Source organism: Microbacterium californiense, from assembly GCF_047246625.1.
In the GTDB taxonomy this organism is placed as follows: domain Bacteria; phylum Actinomycetota; class Actinomycetes; order Actinomycetales; family Microbacteriaceae; genus Microbacterium.
The window spans coordinates 2,212,524-2,227,032 of record NZ_JBFOKQ010000001.1 but is presented as its reverse complement, the minus strand read 5'-3'; the positions used below and the strand labels follow the sequence as shown (position 1 = coordinate 2,227,032).

Genomic DNA, 14,509 nt, shown 5'->3' with positions numbered 1-14,509 from the left:
TAGGTGTCGGAGCGGAGGGCGCGATTCAGGGTTGACTCCCGAGGCCCAGCGCCTCCAGCCGGTCGAGCCAGGCGTCGGCCGTCGCGTCGTCGAAGGGGGCGACCCGGGCGCGCACGCGCTCCTCGAGGTCGAGCGCGAGCGTCTCGAGCCGGGCCATGACCTCGGGCGGATAGCCGTACAGCACGCTGTGCTCCGCCCACTCGTCGCGGTCGTCCACCCACGTGCCGCGCTCGCCCTCGACGCGCACGACGTCGAGGTCCATGTCGATCCCGGTCGCCAGCAGCGGGTCGTCGGTCCAGCGCACGTCCCATCCGAGGTCGATGTAGATGCGCATGCCCTTGGCGTGGCGGCGGTTCACGGTGAGCGCGAAGTCGGTCTCGCGCGGGATCAGGGTGACGTTCGGGCTGCCGGTGAGGTAGTCGCGGCCGGGCCGGTGGCTGCGCCATCCGGTCGGCTGCCCGACCCAGTCGCCCCAGGCGTCGGCGCCGAGGTACACGCTCTCGTGCCGCCAGTGCGGCGACCCGTCCCACTTGCGCCACTGCACGATCATGGGGGTACCCGGGGCGGGACGGACATCGCTCATGCGCTCAGCCTAGAGCGGGCGGATTAGGCTGGACCGGTGAGCAGCGCGCTGGTCGTGGAGACCCGAGAGATCGATCCGGTCGAAGACCTCCTGGCAGCCGCCTCCCCCTCCCGCCCTCTCGCCTGGCTGCGTCGCGGCGACGGCATCGTCGCGGTCGGCGAGCCGCTGCGGGAGCTCCGCGCCGGCACGACCCCGGGCGGCCTCCGCAGTTCGGCGCTCGCAACCGCCTGGCGCCGCATCGCCTCCGCCGCCCGCATCGACGACCCGATCGCGCTGCCCGGCACCGGTCTCGTCGCCTTCGGAGCCCTCACGTTCGACGAGCGGTCCGACGCCGACAGCGTGCTCGTCATCCCCTCCGAGGTCATCGGGCGGCACGGGTCGCGCTTCTGGCGCACCCGCATCCGGTTCGCCGGAGCGGAGGACGCCGACGACGACGCGGCCGAGCCGACGACCGCGGATGCCGTCGCCTACGGTCCCCACTGGGCCGGCACGGTGGGCCCCGGCGCGCAGAGCCCCCAGGGCTACCAGGAGTCGGTGCGCCAGGCCCTGGGCCGCATCGCGGGCGGGGAGCTGAGCAAGGTCGTGCTCGCCCGCGACCTCACCGGCACGATTCCGGCAGGGTCCGACCTGCGCCGCCTGGTGCGCGCGCTGTCGACCGGGTACCCCGACACCTGGGTCTTCGCGGTCGACGGCCTCATCGGCGCGAGCCCCGAGACCCTCGTGACCGTGCACGAGCGCACCGTCACAGCGCGCGTGCTCGCGGGCACCGCCGCTCGGGGCGCCGATGCCGACGCCGACACGGCCGCCTCGGCAGCGCTGGCCTCCAGCACCAAGGACCTCGACGAGCACCAGTACGCGGTGCAGAGCGTGCTCGCCTCGCTCCGCCCGCACACCCGGGCGCTGGCGGCGAGCGAGCAGCCGTTCCTGCTGAAGCTGCCGAACCTGTTCCACCTCGCCACCGACGTGGAGGGAGAGCTCGCCGACGGAGGGACCGCGCTCGACCTCGTCGGCGCCCTGCATCCGACCGCGGCGGTGGCGGGCACGCCGACGTCGATCGCGATCGGCGTGATCCGGGAGCTCGAGCCCTTCGACCGCGGACGGTACGCCGGTCCGGTCGGATGGGTGGATGCCGCGGGCAACGGCGAGTGGGCGATCGCCCTGCGCTGCGCGCAGTTCACGGTAACCGACGACGCCATCGCGGTGACGGCGTACGCCGGTGCGGGCATCGTGGCGGGGTCGGACCCCGAGTCGGAGCTGCTCGAGACCCGCGTGAAGTTCCGCCCGCTGGTCGACGCGCTCGCCTGAGCGCACCGGCATCCGTCGCCGGCGGTCAGCTGGCCGCGAGGCGCTTCTTCTCGGCCTCGACGTCGAAGTCGGCGCCCGGCCACTGCGGATCGATGTCCTCCAGCGCGGCGAGCAGCAGCTCCTGCACCGCGAGGCGCGCGTACCACTTGCGGTTCGCCGGGACGACGCGCCACGGCGCCGCCTCGGTCGACGTACGGTCGAAGACCGCCTGGTACGCCTGCATGTACTGCGGCCACAGCATCCGCTCGTCCACGTCGCCGGGGTTGTACTTCCAGTGCTTGTCCGGCCGGTCGAGGCGCTCCATCAGACGCGCCTTCTGCTCGTCGGCCGAGATGTGCAGCATGACCTTGACGATGCGGATGCCGGAGGCCGCCGCCTCGGCCTCGAAGGCGTTGATCGCCTCGTAGCGCCGCTCGATCTCGGCGGGGTCGGCGAGACCGCGCACCCGGCCGATCAGCACGTCCTCGTAGTGCGAGCGGTCGAAGACCCCGATGAACCCGGGTTCCGGCAGGCGCTTCGCGACCCGCCACAGGAAGTCGTGCGCACGCTCCTCGGCGGTCGGCGCCTTGAACGCCGCGAGGCTCACGCCCTGCGGGTCGACGCCGCCCACCACGTGCCGCACGATGCCGCCCTTGCCCGCGGAGTCCATGGCCTGCAGCACGAGCAGCACCGCGTCCCGGGCGGTGCCCGCGCGGCTCTGGGCGAACAGCCGCTCCTGCAGCTCGTTCAGCGCCTCGAGCCCGGCGGCCAGGTCGCGCTCGCCGTCGGCCTTGTGCCCGTGATAGCCGGGCGTCGCGTCGGCGTCGACGTCGGAGAGGCGGAACCCCTGCCCGACCCGGAGTGCGGCGGTCCACTGATGAGTGTTCATCCGCCCATCCTGCCCACTCTCACGCCGTGGCGCATCTGTCAGCGGGTGAGCGGGACCTCGATGAGCTGGCGTCCGCCTGCGGGAGTCGTCAGCGCCTGGTCGAGCGCGGTGCGGGTCGTCACGCGCCGGTACTCCCACCCGTACGCCAGCGCGAGGTGCTCCAGCCGCACGGCGTGCGGGGTGTAGAACGCCCGGTCGAGGTCGTGCGCGGGCGCCGTCGCTGCGACCTCCAGTCCGTCGAAGATCGTGCCGCCGCCGTCGTTGCCGACGACGACCTGCAGCCGCGGCTCGGTCTCGTCGGGCGGCAGGAGCAGCGCGCCGACGTCGTGCAGGAAGGCGAGGTCGCCCAGCAGCAGACGCGTGACCCCGGGCGCCCCGGCCGCCTGACTCGCGAGCGCGATGCCCGTGGCGGTCGCGATCGTGCCGTCGATGCCGGCGAGTCCGCGATTGGCGTGCACCGGGACCTTCTTGCCGCCCAGCAGCCCGTCGGCGACCCGCACGAGACGGGACGAGCCGAACACCAGCCGGTCGTGCGGCCACGTCGCCCGCCACACGGCGTCGACCAGCAGCGCCCGGTCGAGCGGACGCCGCACGGCGTCGAGCTCCGCGCGCACCGCGTCGCGGCGGGCGGCGGCGTCGGTCGACGCGAGAGCCTGCGGGTCGGGCGCGGGCTCACTGAGGTCGACGGACTGCGCCGCCGAGGCCTCGAGCCACGCGCCGAGCCAGTCGCGGTCCGTCTCGCTCCCCTCCACGACGACGGATGCCGCGGCGCGCGTGCGGTGGTTGAGGTTCAGCTCCTCGCCACCCCGGCGCACCGCCACGACGTCGACGTCGGCGCGTGAGAGCAGCGCCGCGACCTCGCGGCTGAGCGTTGGATGGCCGAGCACGACCGCCCGCTCGATCGCTCCGCCGAGGTCGTCGCGGCGCAGCAGCGCGCGGTAGCCGTGCACGAGGTGACGCCCGAACCGGGCGCCCGAGACGATCTCGGCGATCAGGGGCCAGCCGCCGTCGTGCGCGATCCGCTCGGCGTCGGGCCCGGCATCCGCTCCCGCGACGACCACGGTGCGCGGACCTCGGGCGAGCACCAGGGGCTCACCCGGCTCGGGCCGCGGCGCGGGACCGGGAACCACGGCGAGCGCCGGCGGCTCCCCCGACAGCGGTTCGCGGAAGGGCAGGTTCAGGTGCACGGGGCCGGCGACGCCGGGGTGACCGTGCGGGGCATCGGCGCCCATCGCGACCGCGACCGCGCGCGGACCGAGATCCGTCCACGAGCCCTCCCCCGGCACCGGCGCATCGACGCTCTCCCGCACCCACGTGCCGAACACCCCGGGTTGGACCGTCGCCTGGTTCGCACCGACGCCGCGCAGCTCGGGCGGCCGGTCGGCGGTGAGCAGCAGCAGCGGGACGCCGGAGTGGAAGGCCTCCATCGTGGCGGGCAGCAGGTTCGCCACCGCGGTGCCGGAGGTGCAGACGACCGCCGCAGGGACACCGCTCTCGCGGGAGAGACCGAGCGCGGTGAAGCCCGCGACGCGTTCGTCGATGCGCACGTGCACCCGGAGAGCGCCGGTGCCGGCCAGCCGCACGGCGGCGAGCGCCAACGACTGCGAGCGCGACCCCGGGGAGAGCACGACGTCGCGCACCCCGTGGGCGACGAGGTCGGCGAGCAGGGATGCCGCGGCATCCGTCGCCGGCGACGAGGTCACGGGCGGGGCTCGGGTGTCGTCCCGGTGGACGAGCCGTCGTCGGTCTCGTCCTCGAGACGGGCGAGCTCCTCCTCGAGGCGGGCGATGCGCGCATCCTGCTCGGTCTTGTCGATGCTGCGCAGGAAGGCGGGGTCGTCATCGGGGTGGATCTGGCGGGCGGGCCCGGTGTCGCCGGCGCGGCGGCGTCCGATCACGAACCAGAGGATGCCGCCGATGACGGGCAGCAGCACGACGATCAGGATCCAGATGCCCTTGCGCACACCGCGGTGCCGCGTCGCCGGCTGCACCGCGCAGTCGACGATGCTGAACACCCAGAACACAGCGGCCAGGAAGCCGCCGATGATCAGTAGTCGCGCCACCCTTCCAGTGTAGGCGGGTGCGGGGGCGGGTGGCCCGGGAGCGTTCTCAGCCGAGGTCCAGGCGCAGGATGCGGTCGTCGCCCTCGGAGGGCTCGCCGCGGCCGTCGGTCTCGTTGGTGAGCACCCACACCGAGCCGTCCGGTGCGACCACCGCGTCCCGGAGGCGGCCGAACTCGCCGACGTACCACTCGGACGCCGTCGTGAGGGCGTCGAGCGGGACGACCCGCAGCCGCTCGCCCCGCAGGTTCGCCACGACGACCGCAGTGTCGGTGATCGCCATGCCGCTCGGGCTCGCGACCGACGGCTGCCACTGCTGCACCGGATCGAAGAAGCCCTCGCGCCCGGTGATCCCCTCGACCTCGGGCCAGCCGTAGTTCGCGCCGGCCTCGATGACGTTCAGCTCGTCCCAGGTGTTCTGCCCGAACTCGCTCGCGTACATCGTTCCCTCGGCATCCCAGGCGATGCCCTGAGGGTTGCGGTGCCCGAGCGTGTAGACCGGGGACGCGTCGACCGGATTGTCGTCGGGGACCCCGCCCTCGGGGGTGAGCCGGAGGATCTTGCCGGAGAGCGCCGTCGGGTCCTGAGCGCTCGCCCGGTCGCCGGCATCGCCCGTCGTGACGTACAGCATCCCGTCCGGCCCGAAGGCGATGCGGCCGCCGTTGTGGTTGCCCGCCGCGGGGATGCCGTCGATCACCGTGCTCGGCTCGCCCAGCGAGAGGGAGCCCGTCTCGCCCCGGAGGTCCCGTCGCTCGACGCGGTTCTCGCCGTCCGCGGTGAAGTACGCGAACAGCTCGCCCTCGTGCACGGCGATGCCGAGCAGCCCGCCCTCGCCGCCGGGACGCACGCCGTCGATGCGGCCGACCTCCCGCGCCTCCCCGTCGCCGACCTCGAGGATGCGGGCGGTGTCGCGCTCGCTCACGAGCGCCGCGCCCTCGTGGAACGCGATCGACCACGGAGCGTCGAGTCCCTCCACGATCACCTGCGGCGAGGGGGCGTCGGCCACCTCGGGTGCGGGGCCCGGACGCGGTCCCGGGGAGGTCGCCGGTCCCGGCGTGCACGCGGCGAGCGCGGCGACCGTCACGACGACCGCGATCGCCGACGGCATCCGTCCTGCTGCGGGGCTGCGCTCCATCCCTCCATCACACACCGCACCTCCCTCCCCGCGAAACCCTTCCCTGCCTCGCCGGGTGCTCGTCCGATCGCGTCGATCGGTGCGAAACGCTTCTCCTGGCACGGCGTGGGGCGACATTTCGCACCGATCGGTGGGTGCCGGGGCGAGGGGGCGCTCGCTACGCTGAGCGCATGCGCGAGGAACGAGCACGCACCACGGGTCCGGTTCTCGCTGCCGCGCGGCGGATGCCGGCGACGCTGACGTTCGTCGGACTCCTCCTCGTCGTGGGTGTGGTCTGGCAGGGGCTCTGGACGCCGTTCGAGGACACGGCGCTGTTCCCGACGGTCGCCTACGGGCTGCCGAGCTTCGCGGAGGGCCGCTGGTGGACGCCACTGACCGGCACCTTCTTCGTCAATCAGCCCTGGGTCTACCTCTTCACGATCTCGGGGTTCTGGGGCATGGGGTACCTGGAGTACCGCCGTGGGACCCGGGTGGCGCTCGCGTACTACGCGGTCGGGCAGCTCTTCGCGATCTTCGCCACGGCCCTGCTCCTGCTGCTGTTCTCGCAGGTGCCGTGGGCGTGGGCCGAGACCCAGGCCCAGGCGCTCGACGTCGGCGCCTCCGGGGGCACGATGGCGTGCATCGCCGCGGCGATCGGCCTCTTCCGGCCGCCGTGGCGGGTGCGCGGCTGGCTGATCCTGCTGGGCTTCGTGTTCATCGCCATGCTGTTCTGGGGCACGCTCGCCGACCTCGAGCATCTGCTCGCCGTGCTCCTGATCCTCGTCGTCGACCGGAGCCTGCGCGTGCGGCACACGACCGTGCGCGAGCAGCGCCTCATCGCGGTCATGGCGGTGCTGGTGCTCGGTGCCGTCGAAATCATCACGACGCTCGTGCCCACCGACGGCCCGTTCGGTCCGACCGACCCGATCTCGGGCGGGTTCATCGACCTGGCCATCGATCTCGTGGTGATCCTCGTGCTCGTCACCGGACTGCGGCGCGGTCGCCGGTGGGCGTGGGTGATCGCGCTGCTGCTCGGCATCTTCAACGTGCTCGTCGCCGCCCTCGTGCTCACCCTCATCACCCTCACCACGCAGGAGGAGGTCGACCTGCGGTGGGACGGCGAGACCGAGCTCGCCCTCGCGAACGGCTTCCTCTGGATCATCGTGCTCGTGTACCTGGTCTGGGTGCGGCGGGCCTTCCGCGCGAAGCGGCGCTCCCCGCTCGGCGCACAGCCCGCGCCCTCGGTCGACGAGGTGAAGGAGGAACTCCGCACCCACGGCGGCGGCACCCTGTCGTGGATGTCGACCTGGGAGGGCAACAGCTACGCGCGGGTGGCTGGCGGCGTGGTCGCGTACCAGCGACGCAACGGCGTGGCGCTCGCCCTCGCGGATCCGATCGGACCGGCGGAAGCCCGCGCCGAGGCGGTCGCCGACTTCATCGCCGCCGCCGAGCACGCCGGACTCGTTCCCTGCTTCTTCAGCGCCGACGAGGCCACCCGCGCCGCGGTGCCCGCGACCTGGCGGAGCCTGGTCGTCGCCGACGACACCATCGTCGACCTGCCCGGACTCCAGTTCACCGGTAAGCAGTGGGCATCGGTGCGCACCTCCCTGAACCGTGCCGGCCGCGAGGACATGACGTTCCGGATGACCCGGCTCGCCGATGAGTCGTGGGGCGTGAAGCAGCAGCTTCGGGCGATCTCGGAGGCGTGGGTCGGCGACAAGGACCTCCCCGAGATGCGGTTCACGCTCGGCACTCTCGACGAGGCCGACGATCCCGAGGTGCGGCTCGCGCTCGCGATGGCCCCCAACGGCGACGTCGACGGCTTCCTCTCGTGGCTTCCCGTCTACGGCGGCGACGGCCGGATCCGCGGCTGGACCCTCGACCTCATGCGCCGGCGCGAGGGCGGCTTCGCCCCCGTCATGGAGTTCCTGATCGGAGCATCCGCCCAGAGGTTCTCCGAGGAGGGCGCCGAGGTCATGTCGCTGTCGGGAGCGCCCCTCGCCCACGACTACCCGCCGGACGCGGGCATGATCGCGGCCCTCAGCGACCGGCTCGCCGACGCTCTGGAACCCGTCTACGGCTTCGGCTCGCTGCACCGCTTCAAGCAGAAGTTCCACCCCCGCTACGAGACCATGTACCTCCTCTTCCGCGACGAGAGCGACCTCACCCGCATCGGCGGTGCGCTCACCCGGGCGTTCCTGCCGGATGCCACACTCCGTCAGTTCGCGGGCGCCGGCCTGGAGCTCGCGGCAGGATCTCGCAGATCTGCAGGATCGCCCAAGGCTTCGCGCTGATCCCTGCGAGATTCCGCAGATCTGCGAGGTTTCACAGGGACGCGATGCCCCGGGTCAGGGCGATCGTGATCGACGCCGAGACCCGCAGACCGGGACGCGGGACGGAGGGCATGGCATCCATGATCCCCGATGGGAGATGTGGACGCGACGGCGGGAGTCGAACCCGCAACGCCGTCAGGTATGAGCTGAGGCCCGGGACCGCCCGGATCGCCGCGATGGCCCCGACGTTACCGAACGGCCATCCCCGACGCGAGGACATTGCCGGAAGTGACACCGGAAGTCGTCGCGTGACGACGCACGCCCTCTCCGGTCATCGCCGGATCGAGTCGTGGTGGGGGCTGGGCTCCAGCGTGTAGTCGGTCGAGGCGTCCGCCCAGGTCCGCCCGCCGGACTCGCCGCCGCGGCGCTTCAGCGCGCCCAGCGCACCCGTGGCAGGCGCTCCGATCGCCAGCGCCAGCCTCCCGCTGATCGAACGGTCCTCCCGCCCGAGCACGCTCGCTCGATGCCAGGCGGCATGCAGGGGGCCGCCGCGGGGTGGGGGCACCCGTCGCGCGGGCAGGCCTCCCGCGCGACGCAGGGCGACGAGCTCCTCGACGCGCTCCCACCACGTCGACTCGCGGGAGGGGTGGAAGTAGTTGTCGCGCAGCCAGTCGGCGGTGGGATGCCGGAACCTGCCGCCGATCACCTCACGGCCGCCACCGAGCAGACCACTGCCCACGAACACCGTGTTGAGCAGGCTCTTGCCGACCCCGAACGAATCGAGCGCGATGACCGGCACCCCGAGGGCCAGCGCCTCGATCGCCGCCGTCGAGCTGACGGTGACCAGGCCCGCGGCCGTCTGCAGCGCCTCGGCCATGGGCTGGTACGAGAGCACCAGGTTGTCGGGGCGGCGCCCGCCCAGCAGCGCCGTGTACGGATCCTGCTCCAGGTGCGTCTCGGTCTCGCCGTGACGCGAGCGCAGCTTCACGACCACACGCCGACCGGGGTCGACCTCGGCCGCCCGCACGAGCATCTCGGCGATCTTCGCGCGGTCGTCGCGTCCCGCCGGCACCATGGCCTGCGCCGCGAACACGATGTCGGTCGCCCGCGGGCGGTGCGAGACCCCCTCCCCCGCCCGCGGACGCTCGTCGACGGCCACGCCGGCGGGAGAAGCGGCGAGGGTGCGCACGCGCTCGGGCGCCAGCATCCGCTCCCGGGACCGGGCGAACGGCAGGGTCGCGAGCGCCGACGGCACCTGCACGCCGATGCGGCGGCCGAGCTCGGCGAACGCCCGCGTCTCGCGGTGCGAGTGCAGGACCAGCAGATCGGTGTGGCGTCGGTAGTCGAGGGCGCCCCGCTGCGCCGGGATGGCCATGCCGGGCAGGCCGGACACGGTCACCGGGCGGTGCGGGAGCGCGTCGACGACACGGCCCATCAGCCGCACGAACGGGCCCCGGCCGGCGAGCACCACGACATCCGGCTGCTGGCGCTCGAGCCACGGCTCGACGTCGCCGAACGCCAGCCGCGTGACGTCGTCGGGATGGATGCCGGTACCGGCGAGCGCGGTCTCCTGCTGCGCGGCGCTGACGGTGAGCGGCGTGCGCACCAGCAGCAGCCGCGGGCGGATGCCGGGGACCGACGCGAGCAGCGAGGCGGACCACTTCACGAAGGAGTCGGCGTCGGCGATCGCGACGACCCGCAGGCCGTCTCCGGCCGGCCGGTCGGGTGCGCTCATGCGGGGACGCGACGGAGCTTCGCCATCGGGGCGAGCTCGCTGTCGAAGACCCGCTTCACGCCGTCGCCCAGCGCCTTCTCGATCACCCGGATGTCGCGGACCAGGTGCTCCAGCCCCGTGGGCTCGAGCGACGCGGCGTGGTCGGAGCCCCACATCGTACGGTCGAGCGTGATGTGCCGCTCGACGGCCACCGCGCCGAGGGCGACGGCGGCGAGCGAGATCTGCAGCCCGCGCTCGTGCCCGGAGTACCCGACGGACACGCCGGCGTAGCGGTCGCGCAGGGTGGAGATCGCGCGGAGGTTCGCCTCCTCCGGCTCCAGCGGGTACGTCGACGTCGCGTGCATCAGCACCACGCGGTCGGTGCCGAGGGTGTCGAGCGCCCGGTCGATCTGCGCGATCGTCGACATGCCGGTGGAGAGGATGACGGGCTTGCCGGTCTCGCGCAGGCGGACGAGCAGCTCGGTGTCGGTGAGGCTGGCGGAGGCCACTTTGTGCGCCACCACGTGAAGGTCCTCGAGGAAGTCGACGCTCGGGACGTCCCACGGCGAGGCGAACCAGTCGAGCCCCTGCATCGTGGCGTGGTCGCCGATCTCGATGTACTCGTCGCGCCCGAACTCGACGCGGCGGCGGTAGTCGAGGTAGCTCATGGTGCCCCACGGCGTCTCGCGCGGCACGTCGCGCATGTGCGCGGGCGTGGAGATCTCGGGCGTGCGCTTCTGGAACTTCACGGCGTCGGCTCCGGCGCGCGCGGCGACGTCGATCAGCCGCTTCGCGATCTCGACGTCGCCGTTGTGGTTCAGGCCGATCTCCGCGATCACATAGGCGGGGCGACCGCCCCCGATCACGCGCGAGCCGATGCTGACAGTCATGGTTCCTCCGGTCGTCGAGCGGTCGGGAATCGCCGCTCCTCCTGGCTACGCGCCGACCGTGAACACCCGGGGACGCGACGGTTACCGGCGGGCGTCAGCTCGACAACACCCGCTCGACCAGTTCCCGAACGGCTCCCTCGCCGCCGCGACGGCGCAGGACGACCCGGGCCTGCTCAAGCACCCGGGGGTGCGCGTTGGCGACCGCCACCGGCCAGCCGACGAGCTGCATCGCCGGGAGGTCGTTGACGTCGTTGCCGAGGTAGGCGATGTCGTCGAGAGCGACCCCGACCTCCGCCGCCCATTCCCGCAGCGCCGCGGCCTTGTCGGAGACACCGTGCCGCACGGGCACCTGCAGCTTCTCGGCCCGCGCCCGCACGACGGGGTTCACCTCGGTGGAGAGGATCAGCATCGGCATCCCGGTCCGTCGCAGCAGCGACACCCCCATGCCGTCCTCCCGGCTCACCCGCACGCGCTCCCCGCCCTGCGCGTCGATGACGGCGGTGTCGTCGGTGTGCACGCCGTCGAAGTCCGTGACGACCGCCCGCACGGCCAGGGGATCGGGCACGTCGTGCACCGCGGCGAGCGCCCGTGCGATGCGCAGCTGATCGGCATCGTCGATCTCGATCGCCGTCCACTCCGGCACCTCGGCGATGCGCACCCGCCCGAAGAAGCGGTGCCGGCTCTCACGGAAGCCCTCGGCGCGGAAGACGTAGAACGCCCCGGTCTCGAGGTGGTGCGGCTCGCGGTCCTGTCGTCGCGGGCGATGCGCGGCCTCGTGGTTGACCGCCACCGCAGTGCCTTCCTCCCCGCGCCGCCAGAGGAACCCGTAGGTCTCGTGCGCCGCGAACATGCTGTCGGCACGGTCGGCGGCGACTTCGCGCACGGATGCCGCGAGCGCGGTGCTCGGGATGAACGGCGAGGTGGCCTGCAGGAACGCGACCACGTCGAACCGCTCTCCCCCGCGCTCTAGCTCGTCCAGCGCGTGCAGGATCGCGCTCTCCGACGACGCCGTGTGGCCGGCCAGTTCGTCCGGGCGACGGATCACCCGCGCGCCTGCGGCGACGGCGACGGCCGCGATCTCGGCGTCGTCGGTCGACACGACCACGAGGTCGATGCCCTCGGCCGCGAGCGCCGCCCGGACGGCGCGGGCCACCAGGGGCACCCCTCCCACCCGCTCCAGGTTCTTGCGCGGCACCTGCTGCGAGCCGCCGCGGGCGGGGATGATCGCCACCGTCCTGGCGGGACGGGAATCGTGCGTCTCGGGCATCTCGGCAATCGTCCTCATCGTCCTCGTATCGCTCTCCACGCCCGGCCCGCCCGTCGCCGGGCACCCGCCGCCGTCAGCCGCCACTCCTCGATCCGCCCCACGCCTCCGGCCGGCTCGAGGAGGCGGCGCACGGGTCCCGGGGTCACCGCTCCCGGCAGGCGCAGGGCGGTCAGGCGTCCGCTGTCGAAGTAGCGGTCCCGCTCCGCGGCGTCCATCCCGCCGAGCAGCCGCTCCGCACGCGGGCGCAGGTGTGCCGCGATCTCCGGCTGCATCGCGTATCCGACCGCGTCGACGAGCAGCTGCAGGTCGAGGGCATCCGCAGCCGGGTCCTCTCGCGTGAGCGCGTCGACGACGGTCAGGGGCACGCGGTTGCTGTTCTCGAACGGCCGCAGCCGGTGGAGGAGGGATGCCGTGCCGGCGGCGCCGATCGGCGTGCCCGTGAGCGCCTGGACGGTCGGCAGGGCGGTCGAGAAGCTCGCGACGACGGCGCGGGCGTCGAGGCGCTCGGCGAGGAGCTCGGCCGCCAGCGGGCCGCGGTACTCGACGAACTCGGCGCCGTGGGCCGGCGCGCGATCACGCACGGCGTCCGCGAGCACCGGCGGGGCCGACGGATGCGGTTTGAAGACGATGCGCTCGGGCGACCACCGGGCGGCCCGGTCGACGAGCTCCCGTTGCAACGCCGCCTCCTCGCGGGGCGAGACGAGCCCGAGCGCGGCGAGGTACTGGCCCAGCACGAGCACCGTCGACGGCGAGCCCCCGACCTCGGTGCCCGCCGCATCGCGGACCGGGTCGCCCGGGTCGGTCTCCTGCAGCGCGCGCCGGAGGCTCTTCGCGGAGACGGGCACGGTGGTCGCCGCCGGCCCTCCGACCAGCGGTCGCACGCCCGGCACGATGTCGGCGTGCACGACCCGGGTGATCCGCCCCGAGACGGTGTACGGCAGTGCCACCCGCATCGGGGAGTAGGTCATGAGACCGTCGCCGATGATGGTGATCGGCGCCCGCGGGAACAGCGACATCAGCGTGCGGGCGGGAGCGACCTGGGGGCTCTGCACGAACAGCTCGAGCCGATCGGGGTCGAGGCCCCAGGCCCGGGTCAGCAGGCGCTCGAGCAGGGGCAGGTCGTCGTCGTCCGGCTCCCAGCTGCTCGGATGCCGCGCCCCGAGCAGGGCGTTCAGGTCTTCCACCCGGTCGAAGCGCGCACGCAGCGACGCGAGCGTCGGATCGGCGCCGATGCCCGTCACGGTCTCGGGCACGCGCGCCGAGACCACGGGGACGAGCAGGCGGTCGCCGTCGTCGCCGAGCAGGCCGTCATCGATCGCCGCCGCGGCCGTGGCGAAGCCGTAGGCGCTGTGCAGCGCGAAGAGCGCGGTCACGCGCCGTGCCCCGATTGGCGCAGCGACCGGGCCAGCACGCGGCGGCGCGGCCCGCTGAGGTTTCCCAGCGCGGCAGAGACGTCGCCGCGGGGCAGGCGCCCGAGGAGCGCCGTGACGCTCGCACGCATCTCGGCGCGGAGGGCGGGCGTCATCCGCCGGGACCGCACGAGGTGGTGCGCGCTGAGGGCCAGAGCGGTCCGCACCGCCTTGGGCAGGAACCGCTCTGCCTCGGGATCGCTCTCGACGAGGTCGATGACCTGCGTCAGCGCCCGCGCGAAGTCGAGCTGCCGGCGGTCCCGGATCTGCGTGAGCGACGTGGCGACGCCGCGCCGGTACAGCAGCGCCGGGGCGTCGACGACCGCGAACGAGCCGGCCTGCAGGTGCAGCCGCCAGATCCACGGCCGGTCCTCGGCGGTGAAGAGCCCCTCGGGGAACGCCGCGAGCCCGGCGTCGAGCACACGCCGGTGGAAGAGCCCCGCCCAGGCGAAGGGGTAGTCGACCATGGTCGTCTCGTCGTCGGGCAGGATCGCCTCGCGCGGCGACGCGGACCGCTCCCGCCACGGGTACGGCGCGCGCACCAGCGACCGGCGTCCGTCGCGCACGGTGACGTGGTCGGTGCGGACGAAGTCCACGCCCAGGTCGTCGAGGCGGCGCCGCAGCACGGCCAGGCGTCCCGCCTGCATCCAGTCGTCGCCGTCGACGAAGCAGAACGCGTCGCCCTCCACCCGCGTGAGCCCCTGGTTGCGTGCCGTGGCGAGCCCGCGCGGCTCACTGTTGACGAGCACCTCGGCGCGCGGGAGGCGCTCGGCGTAGCGGCGCATGATCGCGCCCGTCCCGTCGCTCGACCCGTCGTCGATCGCCACGAGCTGGAGCGCGCCGGCATCCGGGAACTGGCGGGTCAGCGTCTCGAGCGTCGTCGCGATGTACGGGCCGGCGTCCTTGGCGGGAAGGATGACGGTGACGAGGGGGCTGGGCACGGATCTCCCGGGGTCGACGGTGTCAGGCATCGTGTCAGGCGCTCCTTTCCGGACGGCGACGCGCGGGTGAACGCGGGGTGTCCTGA

Annotated in this window: 12 protein-coding genes and 1 pseudogene; 2 read left to right on the top strand and 11 right to left on the bottom strand. The window is 73.4% G+C overall.

Annotation, left to right across the window (positions count from 1 at the left end; genetic code table 11):
- Positions 1 to 25 precede the first annotated feature (25 nt).
- Complete coding sequence (locus AB3M82_RS10640; protein WP_412957826.1) at positions 26 to 583, bottom strand: DUF402 domain-containing protein; 558 nt, start codon at positions 581 to 583, stop codon at positions 26 to 28.
- Positions 584 to 619: 36 nt separating this feature from the next.
- On the opposite strand from AB3M82_RS10640, the gene AB3M82_RS10635 reads away from it, so the two are divergent.
- The gene (locus tag AB3M82_RS10635) at positions 620 to 1,888 is read left to right on the top strand and encodes an isochorismate synthase (RefSeq protein WP_412957823.1); all 1,269 of its coding nucleotides are present in this window, start codon (positions 620 to 622) and stop codon (positions 1,886 to 1,888) included.
- Between the two features lie 25 nt (positions 1,889 to 1,913).
- Here the strand turns inward: AB3M82_RS10635 and AB3M82_RS10630 are convergent, their stop codons facing one another.
- Genes AB3M82_RS10630 through AB3M82_RS10615 form a run of 4 tightly spaced genes read right to left on the bottom strand, consistent with a single transcriptional unit; the run spans position 1,914 to position 5,950 of the window.
- Positions 1,914 to 2,756 carry a polyphosphate kinase 2 family protein gene (locus tag AB3M82_RS10630; RefSeq protein ID WP_412957820.1) on the bottom strand — a complete coding sequence of 281 codons (843 nt, stop codon included), beginning with the start codon at positions 2,754 to 2,756 and terminating at the stop codon, positions 1,914 to 1,916.
- 38 nt (positions 2,757 to 2,794) lie between these two features.
- Positions 2,795 to 4,459 carry a 2-succinyl-5-enolpyruvyl-6-hydroxy-3-cyclohexene-1-carboxylic-acid synthase gene (gene menD / locus AB3M82_RS10625; RefSeq protein WP_412957817.1) on the bottom strand — a complete coding sequence of 555 codons (1,665 nt, stop codon included), beginning with the start codon at positions 4,457 to 4,459 and terminating at the stop codon, positions 2,795 to 2,797.
- A complete protein-coding gene (locus tag AB3M82_RS10620; protein WP_412957814.1) occupies positions 4,456 to 4,818 on the bottom strand; it encodes a PLDc N-terminal domain-containing protein in 363 nt (120 codons plus the stop codon). Before AB3M82_RS10620 ends, menD begins: the two co-directional genes overlap by 4 nt.
- 46 nt (positions 4,819 to 4,864) lie before the next feature.
- The gene (locus AB3M82_RS10615) at positions 4,865 to 5,950 is read right to left on the bottom strand and encodes a PQQ-dependent sugar dehydrogenase (protein ID WP_412957811.1); all 1,086 of its coding nucleotides are present in this window, start codon (positions 5,948 to 5,950) and stop codon (positions 4,865 to 4,867) included.
- A gap of 170 nt (positions 5,951 to 6,120) precedes the next feature.
- Between AB3M82_RS10615 and AB3M82_RS10610 the strand changes: the two genes are divergently transcribed.
- Complete coding sequence (locus tag AB3M82_RS10610; protein ID WP_412957808.1) at positions 6,121 to 8,223, top strand: bifunctional lysylphosphatidylglycerol flippase/synthetase MprF; 2,103 nt, start codon at positions 6,121 to 6,123, stop codon at positions 8,221 to 8,223.
- Positions 8,224 to 8,362: 139 nt separating this feature from the next.
- Here the strand turns inward: AB3M82_RS10610 and AB3M82_RS10605 are convergent.
- The 6 genes and pseudogenes from AB3M82_RS10605 to AB3M82_RS10580 all read right to left on the bottom strand — a co-directional run bounded on the left by AB3M82_RS10605 (position 8,363) and on the right by AB3M82_RS10580 (position 14,453).
- Positions 8,363 to 8,438 (bottom strand): annotated as a pseudogene (locus tag AB3M82_RS10605).
- 95 nt (positions 8,439 to 8,533) lie between these two features.
- On the bottom strand, positions 8,534 to 9,937 hold the full coding sequence (locus AB3M82_RS10600) for a DUF6716 putative glycosyltransferase (RefSeq protein ID WP_412957805.1): 1,404 nt from the start codon (positions 9,935 to 9,937) through the stop codon (positions 8,534 to 8,536).
- On the bottom strand, positions 9,934 to 10,806 hold the full coding sequence (locus AB3M82_RS10595) for an N-acetylneuraminate synthase family protein (protein ID WP_412957803.1): 873 nt from the start codon (positions 10,804 to 10,806) through the stop codon (positions 9,934 to 9,936). The genes AB3M82_RS10600 and AB3M82_RS10595 overlap by 4 nt, the downstream gene beginning before the upstream one ends.
- Positions 10,807 to 10,900: 94 nt before the next feature.
- The gene (locus AB3M82_RS10590; RefSeq protein WP_412957801.1) at positions 10,901 to 12,091 is read right to left on the bottom strand and encodes a cytidylyltransferase domain-containing protein; all 1,191 of its coding nucleotides are present in this window, start codon (positions 12,089 to 12,091) and stop codon (positions 10,901 to 10,903) included.
- Positions 12,088 to 13,446, bottom strand: a complete 1,359-nt coding sequence (locus AB3M82_RS10585; RefSeq protein ID WP_412957798.1) for a polysialyltransferase family glycosyltransferase — start codon at positions 13,444 to 13,446, stop codon at positions 12,088 to 12,090. The genes AB3M82_RS10590 and AB3M82_RS10585 overlap by 4 nt, the downstream gene beginning before the upstream one ends.
- The gene (locus tag AB3M82_RS10580) at positions 13,443 to 14,453 is read right to left on the bottom strand and encodes a glycosyltransferase family 2 protein (RefSeq protein ID WP_412957796.1); all 1,011 of its coding nucleotides are present in this window, start codon (positions 14,451 to 14,453) and stop codon (positions 13,443 to 13,445) included. Before AB3M82_RS10580 ends, AB3M82_RS10585 begins: the two co-directional genes overlap by 4 nt.
- Between the last annotated feature and the right edge of the window lie 56 nt (positions 14,454 to 14,509).

Excerpts from the sequence above, each read along its gene's own strand:
- AB3M82_RS10640 (WP_412957826.1), bottom strand. The coding sequence starts at position 583 with ATGAGCGATGTCCGTCCCGCCCCGGGTACCCCCATGATCGTGCAGTGG.
- AB3M82_RS10590 (WP_412957801.1), bottom strand. The coding sequence starts at position 12,091 with ATGAGGACGATTGCCGAGATGCCCGAGACGCACGATTCCCGTCCCGCC.
- AB3M82_RS10580 (WP_412957796.1), bottom strand. The coding sequence starts at position 14,453 with ATGCCTGACACCGTCGACCCCGGGAGATCCGTGCCCAGCCCCCTCGTC.
- AB3M82_RS10630 (WP_412957820.1), bottom strand. The coding sequence starts at position 2,756 with ATGAACACTCATCAGTGGACCGCCGCACTCCGGGTCGGGCAGGGGTTC.
- AB3M82_RS10600 (WP_412957805.1), bottom strand. The coding sequence starts at position 9,937 with ATGAGCGCACCCGACCGGCCGGCCGGAGACGGCCTGCGGGTCGTCGCG.
- AB3M82_RS10615 (WP_412957811.1), bottom strand. The coding sequence starts at position 5,950 with ATGGAGCGCAGCCCCGCAGCAGGACGGATGCCGTCGGCGATCGCGGTC.
- AB3M82_RS10595 (WP_412957803.1), bottom strand. The coding sequence starts at position 10,806 with ATGACTGTCAGCATCGGCTCGCGCGTGATCGGGGGCGGTCGCCCCGCC.
- AB3M82_RS10610 (WP_412957808.1), top strand. The coding sequence starts at position 6,121 with ATGCGCGAGGAACGAGCACGCACCACGGGTCCGGTTCTCGCTGCCGCG.